This window comes from Pseudomonas sp. P65(2024) (assembly GCF_057480955.1).
On record NZ_JBLIYX010000016.1, the window covers coordinates 54,268 to 71,380 of the forward strand.

Below are 17,113 nucleotides of genomic sequence, written 5' to 3' on the forward strand. Positions count from 1 at the left end.
GGCCGGTGAATAGCGATTTGCCAGCCCGTCCATGGGGCGACCGCCTTTAGCGAAGGTCAGAGCAGCACCACATCATATTGTTCCTGGGAATACATGGACTCCACCTGGAAGCGGATGGTTCGCCCGATGAACGCTTCCAGCTCGGCGACGTTGCCCGACTCTTCATCGAGCAGGCGGTCCACCACTTTCTGGTTGGCCAGTACCCGATAGCCCTCGGCCTGATAGGCGCGGGCCTCGCGCAGGATCTCGCGGAAAATTTCGTAACAGATCGTCTCGGGGGTTTTCAGCTTGCCGCGCCCCTGGCACGCCGCGCAGGGCTCGCACAGCACCTGCTCGAGGCTTTCGCGGGTGCGCTTGCGGGTCATCTGCACCAGGCCCAACTCGGTGATGCCGATGATGTTGGTCTTGGCATGGTCGCGTTCGAGCTGCTTTTCCAGGGTGCGCAGGACCTGACGCTGGTGCTCTTCATCTTCCATGTCGATGAAGTCGATGATGATGATCCCGCCGATGTTGCGCAGGCGCAGTTGTCGGGCAATGGCGGTAGCAGCCTCGAGGTTGGTCTTGAAGATGGTTTCTTCGAGATTGCGATGACCGACGAACGCCCCGGTATTGACGTCGATGGTGGTCATCGCCTCGGCCGGGTCGACCACCAGGTAGCCGCCGGACTTGAGCGGCACCTTGCGCTCGAGGGCGCGCTGGATCTCGTCTTCCACGCCATACAGGTCGAAGATCGGCCGCTCGCCGGGGTAATGCTCCAGGCGATCGGCGATCTCCGGCATCAGCTCGGCGACGAACTGCGTGGTCTTCTGGAAGGTTTCCCGCGAGTCAATGCGGATCTTCTCGATCTTGGGGTTGACCAGGTCACGCAGAGTGCGCAGGGCCAGGCCAAGGTCCTCGTAGATGACCACGGGCGCCCCGCAGGTCTTGATCTGCGAACCGATCTGCTCCCACAGGCGGCGCAGGTAGCGGATGTCCTGGAGGATGTCCTCGGCGCGGGCGCCCTCGGCGGCGGTGCGCAGGATGAAACCACCGGCGTCCTTCATGTCTTCCTGGGCCATGCAGTCGGTGACCACCTGCTTGAGGCGCTCGCGCTCGGCTTCTTCCTCGATCTTCAGGGAAATGCCGACATGGCTGCTGCGTGGCATGTACACCAGGTAGCGCGACGGAATCGACAGCTGGGTGGTCAGGCGCGCGCCCTTGCTGCCGATGGGGTCCTTGGTGACTTGCACCACCAGCGCCTGGCCTTCGTGCACCAGCGCGGTGATGTTCTCCACCGCCGAGCCTTCGCGCTGGGAGATCTCCGAGGCATGGATGAACGCCGCCCGTTCCAGGCCGATGTCGACGAATGCCGCCTGCATGCCCGGCAGGACCCGCACCACCTTGCCCTTGTAGATGTTGCCGACGATGCCACGGCGTTGGGTGCGCTCAACGTGCACCTCCTGCAGGACGCCGTTCTCCACCACCGCCACGCGTGACTCCATCGGGGTGATGTTGATCAGGATCTCTTCACTCATGGCAGGCTCTCGTCAAAGGTCTTGGGTAATGATGGATCGCTGCGGGATGGCTGGCTAGGCTCGGTACGAAATGTAAAGGCCCTAGCGCGGTGTCGTGTCCTCTTGCTGCTGCCAACAGGGGATGGCGAACTGTTCGAGCAGCTCGGCAGTCTCGCTCAGGGGCAGGCCGACCACGGCCGAGTAGCTGCCCTCGATAGCGCTGACGAACACCGCGCCCAGGCCCTGGATGGCATAGCCGCCGGCCTTGTCGACCGGTTCGCCGCTGTCCCAGTAGCGCAGCGCTTCCTCGAAGGAGATGGTGCGAAAACGCACGGTGGTGCTGACGCAGCGGCTGATGCTGCGCTGGCCGTCGGTCAGCGCCACGGCGGTGAGCACCTGGTGCTCGCGCTTGGACAGGTCGCCAAGCATGGCCAGCGCCTGCTCGCGGTTCTCCGGCTTGCCGAGGATCTGGCCATCGAGCACCACGGTAGTGTCGGCGCCCAATACCACCCCGGCGCCGTCGGTGTGGGCGAAGCCCGCCACGGCCTTGGCCTGGGCCAGGCGCTCGACATAGGCCGCCGGGGCTTCGCCCGGCAGCGGGGTTTCATCGATGGGCGCGCTGACGACGGTGAACGGCACGCCGATCTGGGTCAGCAGTTCACGCCGGCGCGGCGAACCGGAGGCCAGGTACAGCTGAGTCATATGGACATCTCCCTGTCAGTGGCGGCGGGTCGTCAATGAATGTGCAGGCGAACGCGCAGGCCGCGCAGGGCGAAACTCACCCAGGGCCAGAGCAGGGCACTGATCACCGCCGACCAGACCAGGGCCAGGGTCGGCAGGCGATTGCCGGTGAGCGCGCTCAGCCACAGCTGGATCAGCTGGGCGATGCCGAAGATCACCAGGATCACCAGGCTCTGCTGCCACATGGGGAACATGCGCAGGCGCTGCTGCAACGACAGCACCAGGAAGGTGATCAGGGTGAGAATCAGGGCATTCTGGCCAAGCAGGGTGCCGTACAGCACGTCCTCGGCCAGGCCGAGCAGGAATGCCGTGGTCATGCCGACCTTGCCGGGCACGGCGAGGGTCCAGAAGGCCAGCAGCAGGGCCAGCCACATGGGCCGGAATACTTCCATGAACTGCGGCATGGGCGAGACGCTGAGCAACAGGCCGATGGCGAAGGTCAGCCAGATGGCCCAGCCGTTTCTGCTACGGGTGCTGGCCATTATTGTCTCCGGGGTTGAGCCGGCGCGGTGGCCGGTTGGGCCGACGCCGGGCTGGCCGTCGTTGGCGCAGCCGCAGGCGCGGTACCTGGCGCGGGCTGCGCGGCATGGGCGGGCGCGGGTGTCGCGGGCGTGGCCGCTGGCGGAGTGTGGCCGGCGCCTTGGCGGTCGGCCTCTTCCTGGGCAATCGCCGCCTCGGTAGCGCGCTCTTCCGGGGTGCGTCGGTCGCTGAACACCAACAGCATGTAGCGGCTGCGGTTGAGCGCGGCGGTCGGAATGGCACGGACGATGGCGAACGGCTGGCCGGAGTCGTGGATCACTTCGTTGACCGTAGCCACCGGGTAACCGGCCGGGAAACGCTGGCCCATGCCGGAGCTGACCAGCAGGTCGCCTTCCTTGATGTCGGCGGTGTCGGCCACATGGCGCAGCTCGAGGCGCTCCGGGTTGCCGGTGCCGCTGGCGATGGCGCGCAGACCGTTGCGGTTGACCTGTACCGGAATGCTGTGGGTAGTGTCGGTGAGCAGCAGCACCCGCGAGGTGTACGGCATCAGCTCTACCACCTGGCCCATCAGGCCGCGGGCATCGAGCACCGGCTGGCCGAGGAACACGCCGTCGCGCTCGCCCTTGTTGATCAGGATGCGGTGGGTGAAGGGATTGGGGTCTACACCGATCAGCTCAGCGACCTCGACCTTCTCGTTGACCAGCGCCGAGGAGTTGAGCAACTCGCGCAGGCGCACGTTCTGCTCGGTCAGGGCCGCCAGCTTCTGCAGGCGCCCCTGCAACAGCAGGGCCTCGGTCTTGAGTTTCTCGTTCTCGGCGATCAGCTCGGTGCGGCTGCCGAACTGGCCGGCCACGCCTTGCCACATGCGCTGCGGCAGATCGGTGATCCAGTAGGATTCCATCAGCACCAGGCCCATCTGGCTGCGCACCGGCTTGAGCAGGTCGAAACGCGAATCGACCACCATCAGCGCGACCGACATCACCACCAGCACGAGCAGGCGAACGCCCAGCGAGGGGCCCTTGGAGAAAAGCGGTTTAATGGGCCGTTCCTCGTGGACGACTCAGAAGGTCATGGGACATGGAGCAATGCACCGGCCTGCTGCGGGTTGACGGAAACGGCGCCCGGGCGGGCGCCAGCACAGCGCATACAGGTAGCACTGTGCGTGCCACCTGTAAACCTGAGGATGCTACTGCGCAGCGATCACTCGCTGGAGAGCAGGTCCATGGCGTGCTTGTCCATCATCTCCAGGGCACGACCACCGCCGCGGGCGACACAGGTCAGCGGGTCTTCGGCGACGATCACCGGCAGGCCGGTTTCCTGAGCCAGCAGCTTGTCGAGGTCGCGCAGCAGCGCGCCACCACCGGTCAGCACCAGGCCACGCTCGGCGATGTCCGAGGCCAGCTCGGGCGGCGATTGCTCCAGGGCGCTCTTGACCGCCTGGACGATGGTCGCCAGGGACTCCTGCAGCGCTTCGAGCACTTCGTTGGAGTTCAGGGTGAAGGCACGCGGTACGCCTTCGGCCAGGTTGCGGCCACGGACGTCGACTTCGCGCACTTCGCCGCCTGGGTAGGCAGTACCGATTTCCTGCTTGATGCGCTCGGCGGTGGATTCGCCGATCAGGCTGCCGTAGTTGCGGCGCACGTAGGTGACGATGGCTTCGTCGAAGCGGTCGCCGCCGACGCGCACGGATTCGGCGTAGACCACGCCGTTGAGCGAGATCAGGGCGATCTCGGTGGTACCGCCACCGATATCGACGACCATCGAGCCGCGGGCCTCTTCGACCGGCAGGCCGGCACCAATGGCAGCGGCCATCGGCTCTTCGATCAGGAACACTTCGCGGGCACCGGCACCGAGAGCCGATTCACGGATAGCGCGACGCTCGACCTGGGTCGACTTGCACGGCACGCAGATCAGCACGCGAGGGCTAGGCTGCAGGAAGCTGTTTTCGTGCACTTTGTTGATGAAGTACTGCAACATTTTTTCACAAACGCTGAAGTCGGCGATCACGCCATCTTTCATCGGGCGGATGGCCGCGATGTTGCCAGGCGTACGGCCCAGCATGCGCTTGGCTTCGGTCCCGACTGCGACGACGCTTTTCTGGTTGCCGTGGGTACGGATGGCAACCACCGAGGGCTCATTCAGGACGATACCGCGCTCACGCACGTAAATAAGGGTGTTGGCAGTACCCAGGTCGATGGACAGATCGCTGGAAAACATGCCACGCAGTTTCTTGAACATGGGAAAGTGACCCTGGGGAAAGCGTGGGTAAAAAAGTGCGGCAAACTCTAACAATGGCAGGGATTTTGGGCAAGGAGCCAATATGTTAAATTGGCTGTTTTTCCGAGCATGCCTGCCGATGATCGCGGCCCTTTGACCGCCAGAATCCCAGCATGTTCCTCATTTGCGGACTCATTCCGTCTGTCGTTTTCCTGGAGATCCCCATGGCGCTTCAACGCTCCGACGTGGAAAAGATCGCCCATCTGGCCCGCCTGGGCCTGAATGAAGGCGAATTGCCACGCACCACCGATGCCTTGAACAGTATTCTCGGGCTGGTCGACCAGATGCAAGCCGTCGACACCACCGGCGTGGAACCCCTCGCCCACCCGCTGGAGACCACCCAGCGCCTGCGTCCCGACCAGGTCACCGAAAGCAACCAGCGCGACCGCTACCAGGCCGTTGCTCCGTCGACCGAGAACGGTCTGTACCTGGTTCCGAAAGTCATCGATTAAGGGATAGCGCCTGCCATGCATCAACTCACTCTGGCCGAGATCGCCCGTGGCCTCGCCGACAAGTCGTTCTCCTCGCAAGAACTGACCGGCGCCCTGCTGTCGCGTATCAAGCAGCTCGACCCGCAGCTCAACAGCTTCATCACCGTCACCGAGACCCAGGCCCTGGAGCAGGCGCGCGCCGCCGACGCCCGTCGCGCCGCCGGTGAAACCGGTGCGCTGCTCGGCGCGCCGATCGCCCACAAAGACCTGTTCTGCACCAACGGCGTGCGTACCAGTTGCGGCTCGAAGATGCTCGACAACTTCACCGCCCCGTATGACGCCACCGTGGTCGCCAAGCTGGCCGAGGCTGGCATGGTCACCCTGGGCAAGACCAACATGGACGAATTCGCCATGGGCTCGGCCAACGAGTCCAGCCACTACGGCGCGGTGAAGAACCCGTGGAACCTCGAGTACGTGCCGGGCGGCTCGTCCGGTGGCTCGGCCGCCGCCGTGGCCGCGCGCCTGCTGCCAGCCACCACTGGCACCGACACCGGCGGCTCGATCCGCCAGCCGGCGGCGCTGACCAACCTCACCGGCCTGAAGCCGACCTACGGCCGCGTGTCGCGCTGGGGCATGATCGCCTACGCCTCGAGCCTCGACCAGGGCGGCCCGCTGGCCCGCACCGCCGAGGACTGCGCCCTGCTGCTGCAAGGCATGGCCGGCTTCGACGCCAAGGACTCGACCTCGGTCGACGAGCCGGTGCCGGACTTCAGCGCCAACCTGAACGCCTCGCTGCAAGGCCTGCGCATCGGCCTGCCGAAGGAATACTTCGGCGCCGGCCTCGACCCGCGCATCGCCGACCTGGTCCAGGCCAGCGTCAAGGAGCTGGAGAAGCTCGGCGCGGTGGTCAAGGAAATCAGCCTGCCGAACATGCAGCACGCCATCCCGGCGTACTACGTGATCGCCCCGGCGGAAGCCTCCTCCAACCTGTCGCGTTTCGACGGCGTGCGCTTCGGCTACCGCTGCGAGGCCCCCAAGGACCTCACCGACCTGTACAAGCGATCCCGTGGCGAAGGCTTCGGCGCCGAAGTGCAGCGCCGCATCATGGTCGGTACCTACGCCCTGTCGGCCGGCTACTACGACGCCTACTACGTCAAGGCGCAGCAGGTCCGCCGCCTCATCAAGAACGACTTCATGAGCGCCTTCGAAGAAGTCGACGTGATCATCGGCCCGACCACGCCGAACCCGGCGTGGAAGATCGGCGCCAAGGCCGGCGACCCGGTCGCCGAGTACCTTGAAGACCTCTACACCATCACCGCCAACCTGGCGGGCCTGCCGGGCCTGTCGATGCCGGCCGGCTTCGTCGACGGCCTGCCGGTGGGCGTGCAACTGCTGGCCCCGTACTTCCAGGAAGGCCGCCTGCTCAATATCGCGCACCGTTACCAGCAAGTCACCGACTGGCACACCCGCGCCCCCAACGGCTTCTGAGGAGTTCACACATGCAATGGGAAGTTGTGATCGGGCTGGAGATTCATACCCAGCTCGCCACCCAGTCGAAGATCTTCTCCGGCAGCGCCACCACCTTCGGCTCCGAGCCGAACACCCAGGCCAGCCTGGTCGACCTGGGCATGCCCGGCGTGCTGCCGGTGCTCAACCAGGAAGCCGTGCGCATGGCGTGCATGTTCGGCCTGGCGATCAATGCCGAGATCGGCCCGCGCAACGTGTTCGCGCGCAAGAACTACTTCTACCCCGACCTGCCCAAGGGCTACCAGATCAGCCAGATGGACCTGCCGATCGTCGGCAAGGGCCACCTGGACATCGCCCTGGAAGACGGCACCATCAAGCGCATCGGCGTGACCCGCGCGCACCTTGAAGAAGACGCCGGCAAGAGCCTGCACGAAGACTTCAACGGCGCCACCGGCATTGACCTGAACCGCGCCGGCACCCCGCTGCTGGAAATCGTCTCCGAGCCGGACATGCGCAGCGCCAAAGAGGCGGTGGCCTACGTCAAGGCCATCCACGCCCTGGTGCGCTACTTGGGCATCTGCGACGGCAACATGGCCGAAGGCTCGCTGCGCTGCGACTGCAACGTCTCGATCCGCCCGAAAGGCCAGACCGAGTTCGGCACCCGCTGCGAGATCAAGAACGTCAACTCGTTCCGCTTCATCGAGCGGGCGATCAACAGCGAGATCCAGCGCCAGATCGACCTGATCGAGGACGGCGGCAAGGTGGTGCAGGAAACCCGCCTGTACGACCCGAACAAGGACGAGACCCGTTCCATGCGCAGCAAGGAGGAAGCCAACGACTACCGTTACTTCCCCGACCCGGACCTGCTGCCGGTGGTCATCGAGCCGAGCTTCCTCGACAGCGTGCGCGCCGCCCTGCCGGAGCTGCCGCCGCAGAAGGTCGAGCGCTTCCAGAGCCAGTACGGTCTGTCGGCCTACGACGCCAACGTGCTGGCCTCCAGCCGCGAGCAGGCCGACTACTTCGAGCAAGTGGTGAAGATTGGCGGCGACGCCAAGCTGGCCGCCAACTGGGTCATGGTCGAACTGGGCAGCCTGCTGAACAAGCTGGGCGTCGAGATCGACCAGTCGCCGGTCAGCGCCGAGCACCTCGGCGGTATGCTGCTGCGCATTCGCGACAACACCATCAGCGGCAAGATCGCCAAGACCGTGTTCGAGGCCATGGCCGCCGGTGAAGGCGATGCCGACGGCATCATCGCAAGCAAAGGTCTCAAGCAGGTCACCGACACCGGCGCGATCGACAAGATGCTCGACGAGATGCTCGCCGCCAATGCCGAACAGGTCGAACAGTACCGCGCCGCCGACGAGGCCAAGCGCGGCAAGATGTTCGGTTTCTTCGTCGGCCAGGCGATGAAAGCCTCGAAAGGCAAGGCCAACCCGGGGCAAGTGAACCAATTGCTCAAGGCCAAGCTCGAAGGGTGATCCCGATCGCGGGGCAAGCCCGCTCCCACGCCAGTGGGAGCGGGCTTGCCCCGCGATGATCAGCGGCAACAGCGGAGCATCCGACTTGCTAAGACGCGCCATCACCTCCCTCACCCTCTTCTCGCTCCTGGCCGGCTGCGCCAGCCATGACATCGACCCTCGCGGTTACGACCAGACCGGCACCGCCTCCTACTACGGCGCCCGCCACCACGGCAAACGCACCGCCAGCGGCGAACCCTTCAACCAGCATGGCCTCACCGCCGCCCACCGTAGCCTGCCCTTCGGCAGCCAGGTGCTGGTCACCAACCTTGCCAACCAGCGCAGCGTCGTGGTGCGCATCAACGACCGCGGCCCGCATACCCGAGGCCGGCTGATCGACCTGTCACGCGCCGCCGCAGAAAAAATCGGCATGCTCCGTAGCGGAACCGCGCGAGTCCGGGTACAAGGTCTGAGCGATTGACCTGACTGGAGCCCTCGCCATTTTCGACCTGGCCACCCTTCCCGCCTTCAGCCTGCTGCAACTGGGCCTGGGCCTCGTGCTGCTGATCATCGGCGCCGAACTGCTGGTGCGCGCCGCCCTGCGCCTGGCCGGTCGCCTGCATGTGCGCCCGCTGATCATCGGCCTGAGCCTGGTGGCCTTCGGCAGCACCGCGCCACAGCTGACCGTGAGCCTGCAGGCCGCCTACCAGGGCGCACCGGACGTGGCGGTGGGCAGTGTCGTGGGCAGCAACATCTTCAACGTGCTAGTGATTCTCGGCCTGGCGGCGTTGATCATTCCGCTGCGCGTGTCGCGCCAACTGGTGCGTCTGGACATCCCGCTGATGATCCTGGCCAGCGCCCTGGTGTACCTGCTCGCGCTCAACGGCCAGCTGGGGCGCCTGGAAGGTGGCCTGCTGCTGCTCGGCCTGCTGGCTTACCTGGCCATGCTCTGGCATCAGTCGCGCCACTACGCCCGCACCTACCCCGCGCCGAGCACCCTGCATGCCAGCCCGCTGCGCTTCTGGAGCGCTGCGGTGTTGCAGATCGTCGTGGGCCTGGTCCTTCTGAGCCTGGCTGGCCACCTGTTGCTCGAGGCGGTGGTGGAGGTGGCCACCGACCTGGGCCTGTCCGAACGCATCATCGGCCTGACCGTGGTGGCCGTATGCACCTCGCTGCCGGAGCTGGCCGCCGCGCTGATCGCGGCCCTGCGTGGCGAACGGGAGATCGCCGTGGGCACGGTGATCGGCAGCAACCTGTTCAACCTGCTGGCGGTGCTGGGGCTCACGGCGGTGATCACCCCCGAGCCCTTGTCGATCTCACCCAACGCCCTGGACTTCGACCTGCCGGTAATGCTCGGCGTCGCCGCCCTGTCCCTGCCGGTGTTCTATTCCGGCTACCGGGTCACCCGCGCCGAAGGCCTGGTGTTCCTGTGCCTGTACCTGGCCTACGGCCTGCATGTGGTGGCCTTCACCACTGGCATGCCGCTGGCCGGACGCCTTGAACGACTGATGCTGTTCTATGTGATGCCCGTGCTCGGGGTCGTGCTGCTGTACACCACGGCCCGCGCCTGGCGCCGCCAACACTAAGGAAAACAACATGGCTGACACGAAACAGACCGGCGAAGGCATTCGCCGCCAAGTGATGGGCGATGCCTTCGTCGATCGCGCCCTGGGCAACGCGACTGCGTTCACTCAACCGCTGCAGGACTTCGTCAACGAGCATGCCTGGGGGAGTGTCTGGGCCCGTGACGGGTTGCCGCTGAAGACCCGCAGCCTGATCACCCTGGCGGCCCTGACCGCGCTCAAGTGCCCGCAGGAGCTCAAGGGGCATGTACGCGGGGCGCTTAACAACGGTTGCACCGTTGAGGAGATCCGCGAGGCGCTGCTGCATTGCGCGGTGTATGCCGGGGTGCCGGCGGCGATTGATGCGTTTCGGGCGGCGCAGGAAGTGATTGATAGCTATCAGGCGAGTTCTAGCGATTAAGGGCGGGCGCCCTGGCCTCGCGACTGTTACCTATGTGGGTGAACTACTGTGTAACCCATGTGGGTGATCCATACAGCTTGGCGATCAGAAGATTAACCACCCCGTCCACTAGCGACAGCTGCGCCAGTCCAGGCGCCGCCCGTACCTTCGCGACTTCAGGAGGCCTGCGTTCGGCCTCCTGAAGTCGCAATTGGCGTCGCCTGAACTATCGCGCATTTAGAAGCAAGATCAAGATCAAATGAGGCGAATTTGGAGATTAGACAGTTGGCAATATTTTGACTGCCTGTGATGGCAACCGAAAGATTGAAAACAGACTTGAATGACGATATTACGTCATCCAAGCCTGCTCGGCTTCAGGACACCATAAGCATCCCGAAACCGAACTAGATAAAATCAGGCCTGCCGCGCCTTCTTGATCCGGAACGCTACCCACAACACAGCAATCCACGCCGGAATCAACATCACCGAAATACGAATCGGCGGCGTCAGGTACATCACCACCAGGATCAGCACGATGAACGCCAGGCACAGGTAGTTGGTCAGCGGATGCCCCAGGCTACGGTAGAACGGCTGGATACCTGCCGCCAGCTTGGCCTTGCGGAATTTCAAGTGGGTGATACTGATGCTCGCCCAGTTGATCACCAACGCCGACACCGCCAAAGCCATGAGCAGGCCGAAGGCCTCACCCGGCATCAGGTAGTTGATCACCACGCACAGGCCGGTGGCGAAGGCCGACACGCCCAGCGCGGTGAGCGGCACGCCACGACGGCTGACCTTGAGCAGTTGGCGCGGCGCGTCACCCTGCGTGGCCAGGCCGAACAGCATGCGACTGTTGGCGTACACGCAGCTGTTGTAGACCGACAGCGCGGCGGTCAGCACCACGACGTTGAGGATCGTCGCCACCAGGTCGCTGTCCAGCTCGTGGAAGATCATCACGAACGGACTGCCGCCCTGCACCACCTTCTGCCACGGATACAGCGACAGCAGCACGGCCAGCGCGCCGATGTAGAAGATCAGGATGCGATAGACCACCTGGTTGGTGGCCTTCGGAATGCTCTCACGCGGGTTGGCCGCCTCGGCGGCGGTGATACCCACCAGCTCCAGGCCACCGAACGAGAACATGATCACCGCCAGCGCCATGATCAGCCCGGTGACGCCATTGGGGAAGAAGCCACCGTACTGCCACAGGTTGGCGACGCTGGCATCCGGTCCGCCGTGGCCACTGGTCAGCAGCCAGGCACCGAAACCGATCATGCTGACGATCGCCACCACCTTGACCAGGGCGAACCAGAACTCCATTTCGCCGTATACCTTCACCTGAGTCAGGTTGATGGCGTTGATCACCACGAAGAAGATCGCCGCCGTAGCCCAGGTGGGGAAGTCCGGCCACCAGTACTGCACGTAGATGCCCACCGCGGTGAGTTCGGCCATGCCGACCAACACGTAGACCACCCAGTAGTTCCAGCCCGAGACGAAACCGGCGAACTCGCTCCAGTACTGGTGGGCAAAGTGGCTGAAGCTGCCGGCGACCGGCTCCTCGACCACCATCTCGCCCAGCTGGCGCATGATCAGGAAGGCCATCAGGCCGGCGATCGCGTAGCCCAGCAACACCGACGGGCCGGCCAGCTGGATGGTCTGGGCGATGCCCAGGAACAGCCCGGTGCCGATGGCCCCGCCCAGCGCGATCAGCTGGATATGGCGATTCTTCAGCCCGCGCTGCAAGCGCTCGGGCGTGCTCTGGTCTTGCATGAAGTGTCCTTTAGGTGAGGCAGTGTTATTGGTTTTGCTTGCAATGGACTAGATCCATCCACCCCATTGCAAGAAGAAAATCCCGATGTTCGTGGTGACGGCGGCCATCAGCGTGGTGATCACGATGATCGACGCCGCCAGCTCATGGTTGCCGTTGGCTTCCCGCGCCATCACATAACTGGCCGCCGCGGTGGGGCTGCCGATGTAGAGGAACAGGATGCCAAGCTCGGCACCGCGAAAACCGCACAACCAGGCGCCAAGCGTTCCCAGCACCGGCAGCCAGACCATCTTCACCAGGCTGACATCGATGGCCAACCGGCCACTGTCGCGCAGCGCCGTCAATGACAGGGTGCCGCCGATGCAGATCAACGCCAGCGGCAAGGTCATCTGTGCCAGGTAGTCCCCCGAGGTCAGCAGCCAGTTGGGCAGCGGCACCTGACCGTAGGCCATGGGCGTGGCCAGCAGCACGCTGATGATCAACGGGTTGCTGAGGATGCTCTTGCAGATGCTCCACGGGTCGGACTTCAGGTCCGTGCTGTACACCGCCAGGACCACCGTCGACAGCGAGTTGTACAGCAGGATCACCAGCCCGGCCAGCAGCGCGCCGAGGGATATACCGTAGTCGCCATACAGGCTGGCCGCCAGTGCCAGGCCGATCACGCCGTTGTTGCCGCGAAATGCGCCCTGCGTGTAGACGCCCCGGTCCGCCCGCGGACAGCGCCAGATCGCCAAGCCCCAGGCCAGGCCGAAACACGCCAGCGTCGCAACCACGAAGTAGAGGATCACCCCAGGTTTCACCGCAGACGCCAGGTCGGCATGGTAGATGCCGAGGAACAGCAGCGCCGGCATGCACACGTTGAACACCAGCTTCGAGGCGACCCGGTTGAAGTTGTCGTCGATCAAGCGGATGCGCTTGAGCAGCACGCCCATGAACAGCATGGCGAACACAGGGGCCGTGATGTTCAGTGTCTGGATAAGAAGGGCAAGCATGCAACGTGTTCCCGGGAATTACCGTCAAGGGCGCAATCATACGTGAGTGCCGGGGAGTTGCGCCCGCCACAGTAGCCAGATGCCCGCACAAAGAGATCTTGACGTAGGAATTTTCCTGAATATAGTAAGAATTACTGTATATATATACAGTATGAAAATGGACGATCCAGACATTGCAAGGAGCAAATCATGTCAGGAATGCACACTCTGCCGGTCGCCGCGAAGGCCCAGGTAACGCTGGTGGTCGCCGACCTCGAGCAGTTGTTCGAGGAACAGGGCGTCGCCCTGCCCGGCCCCGACAGCCATCTGATGTTGGTCATGCATGGCCACCATACCGTCAAGTATCACCGCCTTGCGCCGCCACCGGCACGCGGCCCATCCGCACGGCGCGGGCCGGGGCTGTTCTTCGAAGGCGGCGAACACACCGCCATCGGCGACAACACCCTGCTGCGCTTTGAAGCGGGTCAACCGGGTATCCCCGCCCATCAGTCGCCGCTGCCGTTGCCCAACGGCCTGAGCCTGACCTATGGCCAGGTGATTGCCTTGGGCGGCGACTTCTACGGTTTGCCCGAGCGCCCGATCGCCGATGGCGTCAACGACGCCGAACGGGTCGAGCGCTTCACCCAGGCCTTCGACTCCCTGGCGCGCCTGCCAGCGGCCAAGGCGGAAGCCGAACAGATCCTTGCGGTCATGCAGGAAGAAATCGGTGCCGCCAACCAGGCTATCAAGGACGGCCGTCAGCCCCACGAGGCCTATGACGCGCTGGGTGACAGCCTGTCGGCGCGCTGGAACCGCATCACCGGGGGCGGCAGCTTCGCCTCCGACCTGTTCCCCCTGGGCCGCTACCTGAAACTGGCCGCCAGCAACTGGGACCACTTCGGCCCCTGGGCGCTGGCGGCCTACCAGGCAGGCCACGCCGCCGCCCTGCAGCAGGCGCTCAAAGCCCGCGCCAGCGGCGAGGAGCGCGACCTGCAACTGGCCTATGCGATGAACGCCTTCGCCGACCACTTCCTCACCGACCTGTTCTCCGCCGGCCACCTGCGGGTGCCGCGCAAGGCCCTGGCCAATACCGTCACGCCGAGTGACGTCGGCTCGCTGATCTCGCGCTTCATGCACGACGAGGACAGCAAGTACGGCCTGGCCGTGCGCAATGCCGAAGGCGAGCAATGGCGCGCCTACGGCGACAAGCGCTACTTCGACAGCGTCGATGTGGCCAACCGTCGCCAGGTGGGCCGCGCCGTGCAACGGTCGGCCGACGAGGTGTTCCAGGCCTTCGCCGAAGGCCGCGCGCCGGCGGCGAAGGACTTCGCGGCGCTGCGCCTGGCGCCCGACCTGCGGGCCGCCGAGCAGGACCTGGTGCCCGGCAACTTCGCCCCGCTGTACTTCCAAGACGGCAAGACCGTACTGCGGCGCAAGGATGTCAACGACCTCAACGATCGCACCCGCATCGGCGACTGGTGGGGCTGGAGCACCTACCTGCTGCTCAAGGACTACAAGCCGAACAAGCCCACCGGCTTCATCGATGCCCCGGGCACCTCGCCAGCGATCACCGGCTGGGAGCGCCGCGAGCCCGATGGCCTGAACTGGCAACGGGGCAACGCGGTGCGCTACGCCTTCAGCGTCACCGACCAGCTCAATGAGTCGTACATCGGCCCGTGGAGTGCCTATGTCGAGTTGACCGACCAGTTCCACCCGAGCGTGCAAGTGCCGGCGGACGGCAAGCAACGCGGGCGCAACCTGTTCCGCCAGTTCCGCGGCGGTTCACCGGAACTGATTGCCAGCCTGGACGGCAAGACCACGCTCTATATCGATCGCAACGCGTGACAAGGAGGTCACCGATGAATATCAAGGTCAAACTGGAACTGGCTTCGGGCCAGTCGATGGAGGGCATGCCGCTGGAGTTGCTGCGTGCCGGCAAGGTGATTGGCCGGGCGAAAGTGCCGGCAGGGGGACAGCTGGCGTTCGAGGCGCCATCGGGGGCTGGGCAGCTGGCGGTGCGGGTTGACCGCTCGGGAGGGAAAGCCTGACAAAACGCTGGGGGCCACTACGTGGCCCTTTCGCCGGCAAGCCGACTTCCACAGGGCACCGGTGATCCTTGTGGGAGCCGGCTTGCCGGCGATGGGGCGCGCAGCGTCCCCAGTGGACTTCAGCGCCGTACCGGGCGCTTCTGCAACTTGCGCTGCAGCGTGCGCCGGTGCATCCCCAGCGCCCGCGCCGTGGCGGAGATGTTGCCTTCGTGTTCGCTCAGCACCCGCTGGATATGCTCCCACTGCAGGCGATCCACCGACATCGGGTTTTCCGGCACCAGGGTGTCCAGGTCGGTGTGCTCCGAGAGCAGCGCCGCCAGTACATCGTCGGCGTCCGCCGGCTTGCACAGGTAGTTGCAGGCCCCGCGCTTGACCGCCTCGACCGCCGTGGCGATGCTCGAGTAGCCGGTCAGGATCACCACGCGCATCTCCGGGTCCAGCTCCAGCAGCTTGGGCAGCAGCACCAGGCCCGAGTCGCCTTCCATCTTCAGGTCCAGCGTGGCGTAGTCCGGCAGGTCCTGCTCAGCCAGCTTCAAGCCCTCTTCAGCAGAACCCGCGGTGCTCACGCGGAACCCGCGACGGGCCATGGCTCGCGCCATCACTCGGGTAAAGGTGGCGTCGTCGTCCACCAGCAGCAGGTGCGGCAGCTCTTCGCCTTCAACCTGGTTTTCTTCGCTCATCATGCATCTCCTCGCTTGCCATGGGGCAGGCGCAATTCGGTCAGGGTGCCACCCTGCTCATGACTATAGAGTTTCACCGAACCGCCCGCACGCGTCACGCTGGCCTTGCTCAAGAACAGGCCCAGGCCAAAGCCTTTGCCCTTGGTGGTAATGAAGGGTTTGCCGATGGCTTCGGCGATGGCCGGCGGTACGCCCGGGCCATGGTCGCGGATGCTGATGACGATGTCCTGGGCGTTCCAGTCCAGGCGCACTTCCAGGTCATCCGGGCAGGCATCGGCGGCGTTGTTCAACAGGTTCAGCAGCGCCTGGGTCAGGTCCGGCGGCGGTGTCAGCCGCGGCACCACGCCATCGCGCAGGCGCTGGAAGCGGTAGCTGGCCTCCGGGCGCATCAGGTGCCAGCGGTTGAGTGCCTCGTCGAGCCAGGCGGTGACATCCTGCTCGATGATCGCCAGGCGCCGGTTGGCCTCGGCGGCGCGCACCAGTTGCTGCAGGGTCTCCTTGCACAGCTTGACCTGGTCCTGGAGGATCTGCAGGTCCTCCTGCAGCAGAGGATCGGCATGATCCTGGCGCATCTCGTTGAGCAGCACGCTCATGGTCGCCAGCGGCGTGCCCAGCTCATGGGCGGCGCCGGCGGCCTGGGTGGCCACGGCCAGCAGTTGCTCGTCGCGCAGGCTTTCTTCACGGCGTTCGGCGCGCAGGTTCTCCTGGCGGCGCAGCTCCTCGGCCATGCGCGCGGCGAAGAAGGTGATCACCCCGGCGGCCAGGGCGATGCTCAGCCACATGCCATAGACCTGCATGGTGTCGCGGGCCAGCGGCAGCGTTTCCAGCGGGTAGTACTGCACCAGCAGCAGGCTGTAGGCCACCAGGGCGATGCCCGAAAGCACCAACGAGTAGAGCCACGGCAGCGTGACCGCGGCGATCGCCAGCGGCACCAGATAATAGGAGACGAAGGGGTTGGTCGAACCGCCCGAGTAATAAAGCAGCGCACTGTGGATCAGCAGGTCGCAGGCCAGCTGCAGCGCGTATTCGAGCTCGGTGACCGGCAGCGACAGGCGCAGGCGCAGGGCGGTGAACGCACAGAGCAGCGATGATAGGGCCAGCGTCACCGCCAGCGAGAACCACGGCAACGGCAGCAGCTCGGTCCAGTAGGCAACGCCCACGGAGCCGGCCTGGGCCGCCAGCACGAGAATGCGAATAAAGGTCAGGCGCCAGAGGTTCTGGCGTGTAGCGGACAACGGTTGTGCGACGGCGAGCATGAGCTCTCCCAATGAGTGCTCCAGGAAAATCGGCTGGAGTATACCGAAGCCGGGCGCCTCGCTGCAGCGATGCGGCAAAGCG

At 65.0% G+C, this 17,113-nt stretch carries 17 protein-coding genes; 8 read left to right on the forward strand and 9 right to left on the reverse strand.

Features of this window, described 5'->3' with window-relative positions:
• Positions 1–56: 56 nt before the first annotated feature.
• The 5 genes from rng to mreB all read right to left on the reverse strand — a co-directional run bounded on the left by rng (position 57) and on the right by mreB (position 4,952).
• Entirely contained in the window at positions 57–1,514 is a 1,458-nt protein-coding gene (gene rng / locus AC25MA_RS19930; RefSeq protein ID WP_028689643.1) for a ribonuclease G, read from the reverse strand.
• 81 nt (positions 1,515–1,595) lie between these two features.
• Positions 1,596–2,195, reverse strand: coding sequence for a Maf family protein (locus tag AC25MA_RS19935; protein WP_028689642.1), 600 nt, complete (start codon positions 2,193–2,195; stop codon positions 1,596–1,598).
• Between the two features lie 32 nt (positions 2,196–2,227).
• On the reverse strand, positions 2,228–2,716 hold the full coding sequence (mreD, locus tag AC25MA_RS19940; protein ID WP_028689641.1) for a rod shape-determining protein MreD: 489 nt from the start codon (positions 2,714–2,716) through the stop codon (positions 2,228–2,230).
• On the reverse strand, positions 2,716–3,693 hold the full coding sequence (mreC, locus tag AC25MA_RS19945) for a rod shape-determining protein MreC (RefSeq protein WP_062364514.1): 978 nt from the start codon (positions 3,691–3,693) through the stop codon (positions 2,716–2,718). The genes mreD and mreC overlap by 1 nt, the downstream gene beginning before the upstream one ends.
• Before the next feature lie 221 nt (positions 3,694–3,914).
• Positions 3,915–4,952 carry a rod shape-determining protein MreB gene (gene mreB, locus AC25MA_RS19950; protein WP_003255163.1) on the reverse strand — a complete coding sequence of 346 codons (1,038 nt, stop codon included), beginning with the start codon at positions 4,950–4,952 and terminating at the stop codon, positions 3,915–3,917.
• Between the two features lie 203 nt (positions 4,953–5,155).
• Here mreB and gatC point away from each other — a divergent pair, with 203 nt between their 5' ends.
• The 6 genes from gatC to AC25MA_RS19980 all read left to right on the forward strand — a co-directional run bounded on the left by gatC (position 5,156) and on the right by AC25MA_RS19980 (position 10,329).
• Complete coding sequence (gatC, locus tag AC25MA_RS19955) at positions 5,156–5,443, forward strand: Asp-tRNA(Asn)/Glu-tRNA(Gln) amidotransferase subunit GatC (protein WP_028689639.1); 288 nt, start codon at positions 5,156–5,158, stop codon at positions 5,441–5,443.
• A gap of 15 nt (positions 5,444–5,458) precedes the next feature.
• The gene (gatA, locus tag AC25MA_RS19960) at positions 5,459–6,910 is read left to right on the forward strand and encodes an Asp-tRNA(Asn)/Glu-tRNA(Gln) amidotransferase subunit GatA (RefSeq protein ID WP_486972327.1); all 1,452 of its coding nucleotides are present in this window, start codon (positions 5,459–5,461) and stop codon (positions 6,908–6,910) included.
• A gap of 11 nt (positions 6,911–6,921) precedes the next feature.
• Positions 6,922–8,367 carry an Asp-tRNA(Asn)/Glu-tRNA(Gln) amidotransferase subunit GatB gene (gene gatB, locus AC25MA_RS19965; protein WP_028689637.1) on the forward strand — a complete coding sequence of 482 codons (1,446 nt, stop codon included), beginning with the start codon at positions 6,922–6,924 and terminating at the stop codon, positions 8,365–8,367.
• A 55-nt stretch (positions 8,368–8,422) separates the two neighbouring features.
• Complete coding sequence (locus AC25MA_RS19970; protein ID WP_036985909.1) at positions 8,423–8,827, forward strand: septal ring lytic transglycosylase RlpA family protein; 405 nt, start codon at positions 8,423–8,425, stop codon at positions 8,825–8,827.
• 61 nt (positions 8,828–8,888) lie between these two features.
• Positions 8,889–9,932, forward strand: coding sequence for a calcium/sodium antiporter (locus AC25MA_RS19975; RefSeq protein WP_028689635.1), 1,044 nt, complete (start codon positions 8,889–8,891; stop codon positions 9,930–9,932).
• A gap of 10 nt (positions 9,933–9,942) precedes the next feature.
• Positions 9,943–10,329, forward strand: a complete 387-nt coding sequence (locus AC25MA_RS19980; protein ID WP_028689634.1) for a carboxymuconolactone decarboxylase family protein — start codon at positions 9,943–9,945, stop codon at positions 10,327–10,329.
• 393 nt (positions 10,330–10,722) lie between these two features.
• Here the strand turns inward: AC25MA_RS19980 and AC25MA_RS19985 are convergent, their stop codons facing one another.
• Both AC25MA_RS19985 and AC25MA_RS19990 read right to left on the reverse strand, forming a co-directional pair.
• On the reverse strand, positions 10,723–12,078 hold the full coding sequence (locus AC25MA_RS19985) for an amino acid permease (protein ID WP_028689633.1): 1,356 nt from the start codon (positions 12,076–12,078) through the stop codon (positions 10,723–10,725).
• Positions 12,079–12,126: 48 nt separating this feature from the next.
• Positions 12,127–13,068 (reverse strand): AEC family transporter, encoded by a 942-nt coding sequence (locus AC25MA_RS19990; protein WP_069015846.1) that lies wholly within the window; start codon positions 13,066–13,068, stop codon positions 12,127–12,129.
• Positions 13,069–13,257: 189 nt separating this feature from the next.
• Between AC25MA_RS19990 and AC25MA_RS19995 the strand changes: the two genes are divergently transcribed.
• Positions 13,258–14,892, forward strand: coding sequence for a phospholipase (locus AC25MA_RS19995; RefSeq protein ID WP_486972328.1), 1,635 nt, complete (start codon positions 13,258–13,260; stop codon positions 14,890–14,892).
• 14 nt (positions 14,893–14,906) lie between these two features.
• Entirely contained in the window at positions 14,907–15,095 is a 189-nt protein-coding gene (locus tag AC25MA_RS20000) for a hypothetical protein (protein WP_069015844.1), read from the forward strand.
• A 119-nt stretch (positions 15,096–15,214) separates the two neighbouring features.
• Here the strand turns inward: AC25MA_RS20000 and AC25MA_RS20005 are convergent, their stop codons facing one another.
• On the reverse strand, positions 15,215–15,775 hold the full coding sequence (locus AC25MA_RS20005; protein WP_028689629.1) for a response regulator transcription factor: 561 nt from the start codon (positions 15,773–15,775) through the stop codon (positions 15,215–15,217).
• Positions 15,775–17,031 (reverse strand): ATP-binding protein, encoded by a 1,257-nt coding sequence (locus AC25MA_RS20010; RefSeq protein WP_028689628.1) that lies wholly within the window; start codon positions 17,029–17,031, stop codon positions 15,775–15,777. The genes AC25MA_RS20005 and AC25MA_RS20010 overlap by 1 nt, the downstream gene beginning before the upstream one ends.
• Positions 17,032–17,113: the final 82 nt, after the last annotated feature.